The organism is Suipraeoptans intestinalis, from assembly GCF_009696485.1.
GTDB lineage: Bacteria > Bacillota > Clostridia > Lachnospirales > Lachnospiraceae > Suipraeoptans > Suipraeoptans intestinalis.
The window spans coordinates 1,250,465-1,266,043 of the sequence record NZ_VULY01000018.1 but is presented as its reverse complement, the minus strand read 5'-3'; the positions used below and the strand labels follow the sequence as shown (position 1 = coordinate 1,266,043).

Here is a 15,579-nt window from a genome sequence, read left to right as displayed (position 1 = left end):
GCCCTCCTTGCCTTTTACAGCCTGATACAGATTTCCCTTTCTGTTGCCTGATATGGATGATAGGATACCCCCGCCGCGTTGAACATCCGCATAGAGGCCTGTACTGCCGGAGTATCTTCATATTTGTTCTCTGCGTAGATTACTTCCTTGATCCCGCTTTGTATAATGGCTTTGGCGCATTCGTTGCAGGGGAATAAGGATACATACAGCTTTGCCCCTTCCAGACTCCCTCCCCTGTAATTTAAGATGGCGTTTAATTCGCTGTGTACCGTGTATACATACTTTGTTTCCAGCGGGTCCTCTCCCTCTCTGCTCCAGGGAAACGTATCGTCGGAGCATCCCCTGGGCAACCCGTTGTATCCCATGGAAAGGATCTTGTTGTCCTGGCTTACGATGCAGCAGCCCACCTGCGTGCTCGGATCTTTGGAGCGCATACCCGAAAGCTTTGCCACTCCCATAAAATATTCATCCCAACTGATATAATCGCTTCTCTTATTTCCCATACGCACTTCCTCTTCCTGTCTATTTGGTTCCGAAAATACGATCTCCTGCGTCTCCCAGTCCCGGAACAATGTACTTGTGCTCATTCAGATATTCATCCAAAGCCCCTACATATACATCCACGTCCGGATGCTCTTTCTGAAGTCTTTCGACTCCTTCCGGCGCTGCTATGATACACATGAACCGAATGTTTTTCACGCCTTTATCCTTCAGCATCTGGATGGCTGCCACACAGGAGCCCCCCGTTGCCAGCATAGGATCTACCACAAACACGTCTCTCTCGCCGCAGTCTGCCGGAAGCTTGCAGTAGTACTCTACCGGCTCGAAGGTTTCCGGGTCACGATACAGACCGATATGTCCTACCTTTGCCGCCGGTATCATGTTCAGGATTCCATCCACCATCCCGATCCCTGCTCTCAGAATCGGAACCACCGCCATCTTTTTCCCGCTCAGCTCTTTTCCGATCATCTCACAGATCGGTGTCTTTATCTTAACATCCTGAAGCTTCAGATCTCTCGTCGCTTCATAGCACATCAGCGCCGCCACTTCCCCGATCATCTGTCTGAAATCTTTGGATCCCGTGTCCTCTCTTCTGATATAGCTTATCTTGTGCTGAATCAATGGATGGTCCATTACATAAACGTTTGACATAGTTTTTCCTCTCTCTTTCTTATAATTTTATTATATGATGGCCGGCCGCTTTTAAGAGCCGGTTCATAATAGCATTCCCAATTCCCTCCGAACCAAACGCCTCGCTGTAGATGCAGTCTGTCCCCTCTGCATCAAACTCCCGCAGGATCCGGTACAGACCGTTGGCTACGGTTGCCTCCTCCGTCCTCAGACCGATGCTTTTTACCGATCCTTTCCGGTACTGCAGGCAGGATTCTTCTGTCGCAATGATCCCCACCCGTTTTCCCTGTCTGAGATCTTCCTCTGCTCTCCGGTTGATCTCTTCTATGACGTCTTGGATCTCTCCGTCGATGACTGTCATCTCTGCCTTCGGTGCGTAGTGGCGATACTTCATTCCCGGAGCTTTGGGCGGTTCCTTGCTGTCTCCGGAAAAAAGAGTTTCATCCATCTCCACCCTGCCCACTGCTTCTTCCAGCATTTCTTTTGTAATGGCTCCCGGGCGCAAAATCACCGGAGGCGTTACACTCACATCCAGAATGGTCGATTCAATTCCGATCTCCGTCTCTCCTCCGTCTATGATCAGATCCACCTTTCCCCAGAGATCCTCCCGGACATGCTCCGCACTGGTGGGACTCGGCCTTCCGGAGGTGTTGGCACTGGGCGCAGCCACATAACCGCCCCCTTCCCGGATCAGCGCTCTTGCGAGTGCATGGGACGGCATCCTGACAGCCACCGTATCCAGTCCTCCCGTCGTTCCCTCCGGAACGGCATCTGTCTTTTCAAAGATCAGTGTCAGAGGACCCGGCCAATATTTTTCTATCACCTTTGTCGCCTCCGCAGAAATTTCCTTTGCGATCCGGTCAAGAGCCTCCTTCTCTGCAATATGGACGATCAGCGGATTGTCGGAAGGTCTTCCCTTCGCCGCATAGATCTTTTCCGCCGCCTTCTCATTAAGGGCGTCTGCCCCCAGTCCGTATACCGTTTCTGTAGGAAACGCTACCAGTCCGCCCTCTCTTAGGATCCGTCCGGCTTCCTGCAATATGGAATTATCTGTTTCCAACGTTTCTAATCGTTTCATTTTTGTTTTCATTTTTTCATTATACTATACTCTATTTCGTCCTACAAGTTTCCTTGCCCGGAAAATCCGGCTCACCTGCAAAAACCCTCTGTTTTACAAGGTTTTATGGCTGAAAAAATGTTTTTCTGTCGTTTTGTCCGGTTGTTTCCGCAAAAAAGATGCCCCGTCTGCCAACCATGTGGTCTGCAGTTCCAGGGCATCTCTGTTTTTAATTTACATATTTGAAGATCAGGTTCCAGATACTTTCACTTTCTTGTCCCAGTGCCCATGCGGCGGTCCCTGCCAGCTTATTGTCTTTCATCAGCCGCAGTCTGGGTTCGATAGATTTGTCGTTCTCCAGCCAGATCTTATATGTGGTGGTTCCGTCGCTCCAGGTGGCATAATCCTGCTTGGCTGTTTCATCCCAGGTAATCTCTGCTCCTGACTGATCCACCACTGCCTGAGCGCTGTCCATGCCTAAAGCTTCGCTGGTCACGTTCATCGTATATTCTGCCGCTTCCGTTCCCTTCTGGCTTGCCAGCTCTTCCTTGGTCTTGGCCGTCTCTTTCCACAAGCGGGTAAAAAACGGCATCCCACTAATGATCTTGTTGGCCGGAACACCTTCCTTCAGCGTCTCCTCGATCCCTTCTTTTACGAAGTTGTATGACGCAACCGATCCGGCTTCGGGAGATCCTGCATAGTGCTCGTCATATCCCATGATGACCACATAGTCTGCCACGATCCCCTGCTCTTTCCGGTTGTAATAGGTATTAAAGGTCTTGGGTACATAGTTGTCTACCGAAAGGATCAGACCGTTCTGCCTGCAGCGGACAGACAGCTCTCTTACAAATTGGATAAAGTGCTCTCCACACTCTTCCGAGATCTTCTCAAAATCCACATTGATCCCGTCCACTCCTACGCGAAGGGACTCAGAGATCAGCTGGTTGATCAGTGTCGCCCTGCTTTCTGTGCTCTTCAGCAGTTGAAGGGATTCCTCATAGGAATTGATCCCTCCGTCAAAATCTCTTACTGCCGCCCACACCTCTACGTCTGCCTGGTGCGCATAGCCGACATATTCCGCCGATGCAATGGAGTTTATGTTTCCCGATGTATCCGAAACATGGAACCAGGTAGGCGAAATGGTATTCAGTCCCTTGCTTTTTGCGATCATCTGCAGGACTCCGCTGTTGGCATCCTGGTTCGTCACGTTGTGCCATGCCATATTAATGGTATAGTCCTTGGAAATGCTGGTAAATTCAGGCTCTTCAAACTTTCTGGACACCGTCTTTTCTTCCGGCGCCCGCAGTGCGGAGGTTTTGACATAACCGATAAACCCGTCCTTCGTCCTCACTTTTTTCCAGCTTCCCTCCGTCTCTATGACCGTCACTTCGTCCTGTTTTTTCACCGACGTCAGGATCGGACTCTTCACTCCTGCCTGATAGCGTACCTGCGTGTCTTTCTTGACAGAAGCCACCGTCTTTTTTCCCCACTTGGTCACTACCGCCACACGGCTGGGGTTATCGTATACCTCATAGTCCATATTGGTATATTGCTGGACAAACTCCAGCGCAACATAAGCTGTGCTTCCCTCTGTTCTTAAAATGACGTAATCTTCGCTCTTTTTTTCCTTGGATATGGTATATTCCTTACTTCCTACTTCCACGGAAACGATATCTTTTGGAAGGGTATACAGCAAGGTGTTATTTCCCTGATCAAAGTAAAATCTGCTGTTTACATAGTCTCTGACAGTCTCGTACTGCAGGTAGACCTTTCCGTCCCAGACTTTGGCATTTGGCTCAACGACCTGGTTGTCCATTGTAACTGCCACCTGCTCCTCACTTTGAATCCCATAGTATGCTTTCAAATCATATTTTTCTTTCGTGGGGCTGTAGCGTTTCCAAAGTACCGCCGCCATCAGTCCCAAAACCGCCAAAACCACCAGAAGAAATGCATAAATCCTCAGTCTTCTCCGTCTTCTTCGTTTCTGGTTCCTTCTGGAAGACTGCTTCCTGCCGTCGTCTCCCTGGGGTCTTCCGGTTCGCTGGACTCTTCTTTCTGCCGTCGTCCGTCCCGAAGCTGTGCGGGGTCTTCTTTCTTTTTGATCCATACTGCACCTCCTACTCGGACTCCATTATAGCAAAAGCTCTGATCCACGTCATTAATTATTTCGACATTTTCACGTTTGCGGGGTAAGTTTCTTATTTATTTGTTACACGATGAAAGCACAGCTCTTTCACATTGCCCCTTTCGTCCAAAATGTAGTCTCTCATATAGACAGTCTCTTCTCTTAGCATATGCGCCTGGACGATCTGCATGGGGCTTGCCGGATATCCGTCCATTTTCAGCTTTACATCCCTGGACTCATATCCCGTCAGCTCTTCAAACATATGCCGCATCTGCACCTCCCTTTCCATTTTTCCTCCTTTTGCCGTCGATAGCCGTGGCTGCTGTGTCCCGCGGCGGCATCGAAGGTGCTGTGACACAGTGCCCACCCGGGAGATTTCCTGAGTCGCAGCTGCTCCTACTGAAGAAATTCACGGTCTTTTTTCTCTTTTTTCTTTTTTTCCACAAAAATCCTACGGACAAGGTTTCCTCTGACATCCGGCTTCCCGTCACTGTTTGATTTTGCAGATTCTGTTTCGTACTTTTTGAAAAATTGCCTGAATCGGCATTACGGCTGCAGGTATCTGCAACGCTTGATTTGATTCGGTCTGATCTTAGAATTCAGACGATTGGTAAAAATGATAGAAACTGTCCTCCTTTACGTAAAACACAGCTATCAAAATCCATTCTCCAGTGGGGACATTATACGAGATTCTCTTTTCTTTCGCAAGCCCTCTCTTGAAATTTTAAAATATTTTTCTCTGTTTTTCTCTGTCTGTTTCTCTCTGTCTCTTTTTCCCGACCGTCGAGTCAGGTAAACGCCTTCTGCGATATGAAAGTTTCTCCTTGCAGCCAGTCGCTTTCATCACATAGCTTTATAGCGCCGCAGCGCGGCCTGCGCAAAATATTTTTATCGTATAGACCACAGAGACCAGGATTTCCCATAAAAGGAAAGGACTGTCCCGGCAGGTCTTTTTTCCGTGACAGTCTTGTTCTCTCCTTTTCCTTTATTCTTTTTCCTTTATTCTTTTTCCTTTATTCTTTTTCCTTTATTCTTTTTCCTCTTCTTTCCGGCAGATGCCTGCGTCCCTGTCTGCACTAAAAAGTGTGACGGCTGCCATCAGTGCCAGCGGGACAAATAGCAAAAGCAGAAATGTCCAGGGGCTTTGCCCTCCTCCCCCTCCGCTTTCTCCGATGAACGGTTGAAAATCTATGGCAAAATGGATGAGGATCGGCAGCCACAGATTCTGAAAACAGATCCGAAACGCAGCGAACATCACACCCAGCGCCGCCGCATAGAACACCTGTTGATTTATTTCTCCCAAAGATGCGTTTTGAAACAGGTTATAGTAATGCAGCGCTCCGAATATCAGGGCAGAAATCAGTCCTGCCAGCAATAGCCGGTGTCTGCTGTTTTGAAAAGCTTTTTCCAGCGCCGACAGGATCAGCCCCCGCACCAAAAGCTCCTCAAATACCGCTGCTGCCACTGCTATGAAAAAACACTTCAGGATTGAGACCGGATCCAGTTGGAGCACATCCATCCAGTTAAAAAACATCCCGATCTGAAACGCCACTATTAGGAAGACTGCCCCCAACAGCCCCAGTAGTATCTTTGTCCGGCCGGAAAGATGTAAGGGGTTCTTTTTTTCCAGCTCTTCCCGGATCAAACATCCGCAGACAGTCGCCAAAGCCACACTGACAAACAGTCTGCTCCCTTCCGACAATAACGTTCCGTTTGTCAGATCTAATCCCAGGGCTCCCAGAGCAGGAACATAAATACTAAAGATAGCAAAGATGGCTACCGACAAAGCCAGTTGAAATTTCCAGTTGCATTTGATATCCGATTGTTTTTGCATATTCTTCTCCTTCTTTCTCATTTGCTGTTTATCCTACCACACACCGTATAAAATTTTTGTTAAGACGCTCCGATATAAAGAAAGTTTACCTCTCTGAAATATCTGATTTTGATGTGCATATTGCACATTTTGTGATATTGCTTCCGGTAGATTATTGACTTTTATTACAAATCTCTATATACTTAAGTGAGATTTATTTCACAATTTATTTTACAACATGTTTTGTTTCTGAAAGGAGGCCAAGAGAGTATGTGGGGACATATTTTCGATCTGAACAACCCGCTGGTAGGAGCGGAAAACACTTGGATGCTTTGGACGATCTGCGTTTTGGGAGCGGCCATTGCCATCTACCTGGAACAAAAGTATGAATGGGCGGCGAAACTGACCGGTGCCATCATCGCTCTTGTTCTTGCAATCGTTCTTTCTAACTTTGGTATCATTCCTATGGATGCGCCAACCTGGGATAATGTATGGGGCTTTGTGGTTCCTCTCGCCATCCCTCTTTTGCTGCTGCAGTGTGACATGCGCAAGATCGGAAAAGAAGCGGGACGCATCCTGATCATTTTCCTTTTTGGATCTGTTGGAACTGCCTGCGGCGCTCTTCTTGCTTATGCAGCGCTTCACAAGTTCATTCCTGAACTGGCAGGACTTGCCGGCGTATTCACCGGGACCTATATCGGCGGAACGGTAAACTTTGCCGCACTTGGCGCTGCCTTCGACGTATCCGGAGAGATGATCTCTGCCGCTACCGTTGCAGACAACCTGTTGATGGCGCTTTACTTCTTTGCGCTGATCGCCATTCCTTCCATCGGATTTTTCCGGAAGCACTTCAAGCATCCTTATGTAGACGCTGTAGAGGCTTCCAGCGCCCACGCTGATAAAAATCAGACGAATGCTGCCGCATTCTGGGGACGGAAGGAAATCTCCCTGAAGGACATCGCGCTTGGTGCTGCCACCGCATTCACCATCGTTACCCTGTCCGACATTATCGCTACCATCTTTGCAAGCATCATTCCTACAGGCAACGCCTTTTTGGGAATCCTGAATACTCTGATGGGCAACAAGTATCTGTGGATCACTACCATCGCCATGTGCTGCGCTACGTTTGCGCCTGGTTTCTTTGGAGAGATCAAGGGAACGAACGAGTTGGGAACTTTCCTCATCTATATTTTCTTCTTCGTGATCGGTGTTCCCGCTTCCATCGTTATGATCGTAAAGAATTCACCGCTGCTTCTGGTGTTTGCCGCGATCGTCGTGTTTGTAAATATGCTGTTTAGCTTCGTTGCAGGAAAACTGTTGAAATTCAACCTGGAGGATATCATACTGGCATCTAACGCCAACATCGGAGGTCCGACTACGGCTGCCGCTATGGCTGTTTCAAAAGGATGGACCGATCTGATCGGCCCCATCGTGCTGGTGGGAACGTTGGGATATGTTCTGGGAACCTATTTTGGATTGATCGTCGGAAGCATTTTAGGACTCTAAAAGCTGCGGCTCAGTTAGAAAAAGTTCAGACAGGGACGGAGCCTTTTTCCGTTCCTGTTTTTGTATCGTAATTTGCAGGGATTTTATAAGGCTCTGCTATTTTGCATAAGCAGGACAAGTCACCCGGACAGAAAGGAGTTTCTTATGAATTTTGATGCACACTGCGATATCTGGACAGATGTGACCCACCATTACCTGAGGGGGGAATCTGACATTTTTCGCAAATACCATTATGAACGACTGAAAAAGGGAGACATCGAAGGGGGAATCTTCGTTATCTGGAACGACCCGCCTTTTGACAAAGACCCTCTGAAACGCACCCGGCAGATGATGGAAGCCATCGCACAAGAAGAACCCCTGTGTGCGGATATCCTGACGATCGCACGATCCTATCGGGATATCCAGACGGCAAAAAAAGAGGGGCGAATGTACACCCTGATCGGACTGGAAGGCTTGAAAAGTATCGGGGAAGACCTGGCTCTCATTGAGGAATTTTATCAGTTTGGCGCCCGCCATGCCGGCCTGACCTGGAACGAGGCCAATCCCCTTGCCACGGGAATCAAGGGCGATCCTAAAAGAGGTCTGACAGACGTGGGGAGGCAGGCTGTAAAGAAAATCCAGGATCTGGGAATACTTCTGGATGTCTCTCACCTGAACGATGCCTCCTTCTGGGATCTTTTAGGAGTGGCAAACGGCCCTGTTGTAGCCTCGCACTCAAATTGCCGCGCGCTGTGCGATCAGAAACGTAACCTGACCGATGCGCAGTTAAAAGAGCTGGCAAAAACAGGCGGTGTCGTCGGACTAAATTCCTTCAACGAATTTGTCCATGACATCGAAAGTCAGCAGACGTTGGAAAATCTCGTGAAGCATCTAGATCATATGGTGGAGGTCATGGGAATCGACCATGTAGGCTTTGGCTTTGACTTTGCAGAATTTCTTTGCGGAGATACCCTCAGTTCCTTCAGCAGCCAGTCCACTCCCTATACCATCGGACTGGAGGATGCCTCCCAGGTTCCCGGCGTGATCGAGGAAATGCGGCGGATCGGATTCCATCCGGACGAAATAGAAAAAATCGCTTATAAAAACTGGCATCGGGTCATCGAAGAGGTCATTGGTTGATCCTGTCAAAAGAGAGTATTCCCTCCGGCAAAAAACCGGAAGAAATACTCTCTTTTTGTCCTATAAGTTCTCTTTTTTCCTGTTTCGCAGCGGAAGCCTTTTCTGTCGTCCCGGCAATCTTACTGCTCCGGCAATCATCACAGAAATGCCTCCCCTGAAAAGATGCGATCTATTTTACAAAGATTCTTTTGATTCCCTTTAATACCTGGATTCCCAGGAAGCTTCCCAGCGCACATCCATAAACAATCCCCAACTGGCCGGGCGTCAGCGTCTGTACCTTAAAAATCGGCTGTAGCACCGGTAATAACAGCACGGCGGTGATCAACGCGGTACCTAATAAGAAGGCCCCGATCAAAAACAGATTGTTAAAAAACATCTTGGTAAACAGTACCGGCTTTTCTGATTTGCAGTTAAATCCGTGGGCCAGTCGGCTCATACACAGCGTTCCAAAGGCCATGGTACTTCCCAACAGACTTCCTCCCTCCCGCAGTCCCAGCAAAAAGGCGGCTACGGTAGCTCCTCCTATGATCAGACCCTCTGTTCCGATCCTTCTCAAATACGCCCCGTTTAAGATAGACTGGCCAACCGGTCTTGGCTTCTCCTGCATCACTTCACTGGTGTGCGGCTCCAGTCCCAGCGCAATGGCAGGCAGGCTGTCTGTCAAAAGGTTGATAAACAGCAGGTGTACCGGTGCAAAAGGAACCGGAAGGTTGGCGACAGAGGCATACAGCACTGCCAAAATCGCCCCAAAGTTGCCCGAAAGTAAAAATTGAATAGACTGTTTGATATTTCGGTAAATGTTCCGTCCGTTTTCAATCGCCTTGACTATCGTAGCAAAATTGTCATCTGTCAGCACCATAGCCGCCGCATCCTTGGAGACCTCGCTTCCGGTGATCCCCATGGCCACTCCGATATTGGCCTGCTTCAGCGCCGGCGCATCGTTGACGCCGTCTCCCGTCATGGATACAATATTTCCTTTTTCCTGCCATGCCCTTACGATACGGATCTTGTGCTCCGGAGACACCCTGGCATAGACGGAGATCCCTTCCACAAATTCCTGTAGCTCTTCATCCGTCATCGTTTCAATGACGGCTCCCTCACAGGCTTCCGACTCTTCTTTCAGGATCCCGATCCTCTTTGCAATGGCTGCCGCCGTTACCTTATGATCTCCTGTGATCATGATAGGCTTGATCCCTGCACGAATACATTCTTCTACCGCCTGTCTGGATTCCTCTCTCGGCGGATCCATCATAGAGATCAGTCCCAGGAAGGTCAGCTCCGTCTCATCCTGCAGCGTCAGATCTTTCTCCTCTTTCAGAGTCTTGTAGGCAAAAGCCAGTACTCTCAGCCCGTTTTTAGAAAACTCTTCATTCTGAGCTTCGATCTTCTGTTTGTCCTCTTCTGTCAAGGGCCGGATATCCGTCCCCACCTGTATAGAAACGGCTCTGTGAAGCAGGACGTCCACGGCTCCCTTTACCACCATTACTACTTTCTCGTCCTCCCTGTGAGAGACGGACATCAGCTTTCTGTCGCTGTCAAAGGGAATCTCTGACAGCCTTGGAAATTGCTGCCGGATCCTGGCGGCCGGAACTCCCAGCCGATCCCCCAGATTGATCAGCGCTGTCTCTGTCGGGTCTCCGATCTCTTTTCCGTTCCGGTTGGAGGAATCATTGCACAGCATGCTGTACCACAGCAGTTTCTTCTGATTCTCCTCTTCTATGGAAATCTTCTCTGCCGGGATTCTGATTTCATTCACGTAGTAGTCTTCTACCGTCATTTTATTTTGTGTCAGGGTTCCTGTTTTATCCGAACAGATGATAGATACACTTCCAAGACCCTCTACCGCCTGAAGCTTCCGGATGATGGCATGCTCCTTCGCCATTTTTTGTGTTCCAAAGGAGAGGACGATGGTAACAATAGAGCTTAATGCCTCCGGAATGGCTGCCACTGCCAGCGCTACCGCAAAGAGAAACGCATCCATTGGTCTTCCGCCCCGAACGACCATGACCCCAAACAAAAGACCGCAAAAAACCAGGATGGCAATGGAAAGTTTTCTTCCAAAATCGTCCAGACTCATCTGAAGAGGCGTTCTTTTTTCCTTGGTGCTTTCCAAAAGACCTGCGATCTTCCCTACTTCTGTCTGCATCCCAATGGCTGTCACTTCAAAAGAAGCTCTTCCATAGGTAACCAGTCCCCCTGAAAACACCCGGTTTGTCTGGTCTCCCAGTGCGGCTCCCTCTTCCACCTCGTCCAGGGATTTTTCTACCGAAAGGCTCTCTCCCGTCAGGGCGCTTTCATCCACCTTCAGACTGGCGCAGGTAAGAAGCTTCCCGTCAGCAGGGACCATATCTCCCGCCTCCACGATCACTTCATCCCCGATGGTAACCTCTCTGGATGGAATCTGCATCAAATGCCCGTCTCTTCGCACCTTCGCTTCCGGCGCCGACAGCTGCTTCAGACTATTCAGGGACTGCTCCGCTTTAATGGTCTGTACCGTTCCCAAAATGGCATTGATGGTAATAACGACAAAAATAACAGCCGCACTTTCCATATCTCCCAAAAATCCTGATATGATCGCCGCCAAGATCAAAATAATGACCAAAAAGTCCTTGAACTGCTCCAGAAATAAAACAAAGGTGCTTTTCTTTTTTCCCTCCGTCAGTTCGTTAAATCCATACGTTTCCTGATGACGCTTTGCCTGTTCACTCGTCAGCATATCTGTTTCTTCCTTTCTTTGTGATACCGCCTGTTTTTACACAACTACTTCGTTTTGACAACAGCCTCTTATCCTGCGATCCTACTTTTTAAAAGCACCTGGCAGAGGCTTTTTACAACAGTGCTTTTTAAATGTCCACTCAAGAGCTTTTCGAATGAAAACTCTAATGAAAATTTGAAGGAATTTCCTGTGAAACAAAAAAAGACTCCTGCTGTATGAACCATACAACAAAAGTCTCACCATTTCATCGCGATACCGGATGGGTTCCATCGTATTGACGACATCGCAAACGCCAAAAATCGGCGCCAGTTACTCCCTTTTATCGAAACCCTATATTACAGGACTTTTTTCCTTCTGTCAAGAAATTCTTTTTCCTCTTATTCCTCTTTCTTATTCTCTTTCTTATTGGCTTCAATGGTCTTTACGATCCTTTCCCTCACCTCCCGTGCAAGCTCATTGGTGTTCATTCTCTCGTATTCCTCCGGATACAGAGGCGGAAGAAAATGAACCTGTACCGTTGTCTGGCGAATGGTATTTCTGTCAAAGGGGACGAAGGCATCGATCAGGGCAACCGGAACGATGGGACAGCCTGCCTTGGTTGCAGCCTTAAAGCTTCCCCCCTTAAATTCCTGCACCTTGTTTCCCTCTTTTGATCTGGTCCCCTCCGGGAAGATCAGGTAGTTTCTTCCGTTTTTTACTTCCTTGGAAACTTCCAGGATCACTTTCATGGCCTGTCGAACATCCTCTCTGTCCAGCATATATGCTTTCATGCAGGCAAATACCTGTTTTAAGAAGGGAACGTTGGCAACCTCCTTTTTCGCGACCACCGAAAAAGGAATCTCACAGACCTGCGTGATGGCCAAAACATCATATAGGCCCTGATGATTGGGGAAAAACATGAACCCTCCCTCTTTTGGCAGATGCTCTGTTCCATAGCTTTCCACCCGCACATTTCCCCCTTTGTTCGCCCGATAGGTAATATAGCGCAGCAGACGGTATCGTTCTTCTTCCGTATATTTTTCCACATGCCCCGCATAATAGCACAGCTTTATCCACAGGTACGGGATCAGGAAAATATTCCGCAGTACCATGTATAAGATTCTCTTCATCTTTAAAATCCTCTCATCCTTTGTCGATCCTTCACATCTGTTCCGGATGTCCGGTCATTTCGTATAGATTTCCCCCCCGGCAGTCCGCCACCACAATGGCGGGAAACGCTTCTACCCGCAGCTTTCGGATCGCCTCTGTTCCCAGATCCTCATATGCGATCACTTCCGATTCCACAATACATTTTGACAGAAGTGCGCCGGCACCTCCTACCGCAGCCAGATATACTCCCTGGTGTTTTATGATGGCATCCAGAACTTCCCGGCTTCTTTTTCCCTTCCCGATCATCCCTATCAGCCCTTCTTCCATCAGTCTGGGCGTATATGCATCCATCCGGCTTGACGTTGTGGGACCTGCAGATCCAATGACCCTTCCCTCTCTGGCCGGTGAAGGCCCCATATAATAAATGGTCTGTCCCCTGATATCCAAAGGAAGCTCTCCATGGCTCTCCAGAGTCTCGTAAAGTCTTTTATGGGCAGCGTCCCTGGCTGTATAAAGGATTCCGCTTAGAGATACATAATCTCCTGCCTTCAGCGTTTTTGCCGTTTCCTGTAAAATCGGCATCTGTATGTTCTTTTTCACCGTCTATATCTCCCTTGTACAATGTCTGTTTACATGGCAGCAAATGTTGATCCCTACCGGAAGTCCTGCTATATGGGTAGGATAGGTTTCTATATGTACAGCCAACGCCGTCTTTTTTCCTCCCAGTCCTGCCGGTCCAATTCCCAGTCGATTGATTTCCTCCAGCACTTCCTCCTCCATCTGTTTTACCCAGGGGATAGGAGAAGCCTTCCCCGTTTCCCGAAGCAAAGCCTCCTTTGCCATGCAAGCGCACTTTTCAAAGGTTCCTCCCACTCCCACTCCTACCACGATCGGCGGACAGGCGTTCGGACCTGCTTCCTTCACAGCCGTCAGGATCGCCTGGCGGATCCCCTCTTTTCCATCGGAAGGCTTCAACATACAGACCTTACTCATATTCTCACTGCCAAATCCCTTGGGAGCTACTTTGAGCCGGATCCCATCCCCCTTTACGATATCTATATGAAGAACGGCGGGTGTATTGTCTTTGGTATTTTCCCGGATGATGGGATCTCTTACCACCGATTTTCTCAAAAATCCTTCCTGATATCCCTGTCGGACTCCCTCGTGGACCGCTTCCTTCAGATCCCCGCCTTCCAGAAACACCTCCTGCCCGATTTCCAGGAAAACAACAGCCATTCCCGTATCCTGGCAGATGGGAATCTGTTCTTTTTTTGCCACCTCCAGATTTTCCTGCAGCTGTTCCAGAACCTGTTTCCCTAAAGGGCTTGTTTCCTCTTCCTTTGCCCTTTTCAGAGCATCTTCCATATCCTTGGATAAAGAATAATTGACCTCGATGCACATTTCCTTAATGTGCCTTGTAATCTCTTCTACCTGCAGCCTTCTCATACCCGAATCTCCCGTTTCTTTTATTCTTCCTCAGTATATCACAGGTTCCCTAAAAATCTAAATAGGGTTCCGTAAGGTTTTTCCAGTCCCGGTGTTCTTCCAAAAAGGCATTTGCCGCTTTCACTGTCCGGTTTCGCATATAATTCGTACTTCTGATGTCCATCTCCTTGTTTTTTTCTGAAATGTTGGAGAAGTAGCGGAACACATCCATCTTCACTCTGTCACTGTACCTCTCATAATCCAACTGTGTCAGAACCTCTGCTCCGTCCAGAGAAGGTCTTCGCAAAAGATAGTAAACATCTTCTTCTTTCAGTTGCTTTTCCTGCGCTACCAGGTATTTTGCCGCGATCTCATCCGGTCTGGAAAAGGAAAACAGGAGATAGCAGACGCTGACCACCGCCGTCGTATAAAGGAATACCGGAAATTTTTCCCGAAAGATCTTTATGGTCACTCCCCCCATGATAAGCGCAAGAACTACCAAAAACCACATCACAAACAGTCTCAAAAATGTCAGATGATATACCTGGATATACAGCAGCATCCGGTAGCCTGCCGACAGGATCATAACAAATGTACACCCGGAAATCAGGGCAAGAAGAACGGACAGCACTTTATGCTTTTCAAAAAAGCGGGACCAGATGATCACAAGAAACAGGTTGACGGTACTTACAAACAAAAGCTCCCAAAATCCGCCTCTTGCATATTGTGCATAGGTCATTCCCTGAGGAAGCCCCTTCTCGATCCCCAAAAACAGATACGTGATCTGAATGGCTACATACAGAAGATAGATGATGCCTATTACGGTAAGAGAGGTGATCCCAATGACAGGATTCCCTTTTTTTCGATGGGCCTCTTTCCCCCGGATCTCACTGTTTTTACACAGACTGAAGAAAAACGTATAACAGATATGAAAGCCAAACAGGACAGAAAATACGATCTGGATTCCGTCCCAGATATTTACATACTTTAACAGACGTCCTACCATCTGTGAAAAGACTGCATCTGAGTTCAAAAGAAACGGAAGAATAACAGCCAGGATCCCGATCCCCAAAAGGACTCCTATCAGGCCTGCCGTCCATTTTTTCTTTCTTGCAGTCGTATTCCCTGAAAAATACGCTATGGTATGGGAATAAGGCTTGAATGTAGAAAGAAACATATTTCCTGCTATTACAAAAAAGCCCTTTACATAAGTCAGACTGCCTCCCACTTTTTTGTCATAGAACTGGTGTATCATAAACAGGATATACAAACACAATATTCCGATAGTATTACACACATAGAAAAACATGGATGTCGTCAGTGCGGAAGAAATTCCCAAAAGAATCATTCCGGCTAAATAGATATTTGTTCGTTTCTTTTTTGGTATTCCTGTTTTTTTCAGTAGAAATGATCCTATGACTATGATAGAAAGAACCCATAAAATGTTGTTGATCCCCATTTTACTCTGATAAAAAAACAGGGTATACAGCAGTCCATACAGAAGGCTCATCCCTCCAAAAAAAGCAAATTTTTCTTTCATATATTCCGTTCTTGTCTGTTCCATCATTTCCTCGATCTCGGTTTTCCTCATCCGAGAT

13 protein-coding genes are annotated in these 15,579 nt (G+C 47.9%); 2 read left to right on the top strand and 11 right to left on the bottom strand.

Features of this window, described 5'->3' with window-relative positions; all coding sequences use genetic code 11:
- Positions 1-14: 14 nt before the first annotated feature.
- From FYJ34_RS06675 to FYJ34_RS06650, 6 genes are all read right to left on the bottom strand, one after another.
- Positions 15-503, bottom strand: a complete 489-nt coding sequence (locus FYJ34_RS06675) for a deoxycytidylate deaminase (RefSeq protein ID WP_154477191.1) — start codon at positions 501-503, stop codon at positions 15-17.
- 19 nt (positions 504-522) lie between these two features.
- Positions 523-1,152 carry a uracil phosphoribosyltransferase gene (gene upp / locus FYJ34_RS06670; RefSeq protein WP_154477189.1) on the bottom strand — a complete coding sequence of 210 codons (630 nt, stop codon included), beginning with the start codon at positions 1,150-1,152 and terminating at the stop codon, positions 523-525.
- A 19-nt stretch (positions 1,153-1,171) separates the two neighbouring features.
- Entirely contained in the window at positions 1,172-2,209 is a 1,038-nt protein-coding gene (locus tag FYJ34_RS06665; RefSeq protein WP_235899302.1) for an L-threonylcarbamoyladenylate synthase, read from the bottom strand.
- Between the two features lie 208 nt (positions 2,210-2,417).
- Entirely contained in the window at positions 2,418-4,295 is a 1,878-nt protein-coding gene (locus FYJ34_RS06660) for a glycosyl hydrolase family 18 protein (RefSeq protein ID WP_154477185.1), read from the bottom strand.
- 91 nt (positions 4,296-4,386) lie between these two features.
- The gene (locus FYJ34_RS06655) at positions 4,387-4,602 is read right to left on the bottom strand and encodes a hypothetical protein (protein WP_154477183.1); all 216 of its coding nucleotides are present in this window, start codon (positions 4,600-4,602) and stop codon (positions 4,387-4,389) included.
- Positions 4,603-5,340: 738 nt separating this feature from the next.
- On the bottom strand, positions 5,341-6,147 hold the full coding sequence (locus FYJ34_RS06650; RefSeq protein ID WP_173017067.1) for a CPBP family intramembrane glutamic endopeptidase: 807 nt from the start codon (positions 6,145-6,147) through the stop codon (positions 5,341-5,343).
- A 249-nt stretch (positions 6,148-6,396) separates the two neighbouring features.
- On the opposite strand from FYJ34_RS06650, the gene FYJ34_RS06645 reads away from it, so the two are divergent.
- Entirely contained in the window at positions 6,397-7,632 is a 1,236-nt protein-coding gene (locus tag FYJ34_RS06645; protein WP_154477179.1) for a DUF819 family protein, read from the top strand.
- A gap of 144 nt (positions 7,633-7,776) precedes the next feature.
- Positions 7,777-8,751, top strand: a complete 975-nt coding sequence (locus FYJ34_RS06640; protein ID WP_154477177.1) for a dipeptidase — start codon at positions 7,777-7,779, stop codon at positions 8,749-8,751.
- 169 nt (positions 8,752-8,920) lie between these two features.
- Here the strand turns inward: FYJ34_RS06640 and FYJ34_RS06635 are convergent, their stop codons facing one another.
- From FYJ34_RS06635 to FYJ34_RS06615, 5 genes are all read right to left on the bottom strand, one after another.
- Complete coding sequence (locus FYJ34_RS06635) at positions 8,921-11,467, bottom strand: cation-translocating P-type ATPase (protein ID WP_154477176.1); 2,547 nt, start codon at positions 11,465-11,467, stop codon at positions 8,921-8,923.
- Positions 11,468-11,844: 377 nt separating this feature from the next.
- Positions 11,845-12,576: a lysophospholipid acyltransferase family protein gene (locus tag FYJ34_RS06630; protein ID WP_154477174.1), complete on the bottom strand. Its 732-nt coding sequence runs from the start codon at positions 12,574-12,576 to the stop codon at positions 11,845-11,847.
- 31 nt (positions 12,577-12,607) lie between these two features.
- A complete protein-coding gene (locus FYJ34_RS06625) occupies positions 12,608-13,156 on the bottom strand; it encodes a Fe-S-containing hydro-lyase (RefSeq protein ID WP_330582546.1) in 549 nt (182 codons plus the stop codon).
- 3 nt (positions 13,157-13,159) lie between these two features.
- The gene (locus tag FYJ34_RS06620; RefSeq protein WP_154477172.1) at positions 13,160-14,002 is read right to left on the bottom strand and encodes a fumarate hydratase; all 843 of its coding nucleotides are present in this window, start codon (positions 14,000-14,002) and stop codon (positions 13,160-13,162) included.
- Positions 14,003-14,051: 49 nt separating this feature from the next.
- Entirely contained in the window at positions 14,052-15,572 is a 1,521-nt protein-coding gene (locus FYJ34_RS06615) for a DUF4153 domain-containing protein (protein WP_154477170.1), read from the bottom strand.
- Positions 15,573-15,579 lie beyond the last annotated feature (7 nt).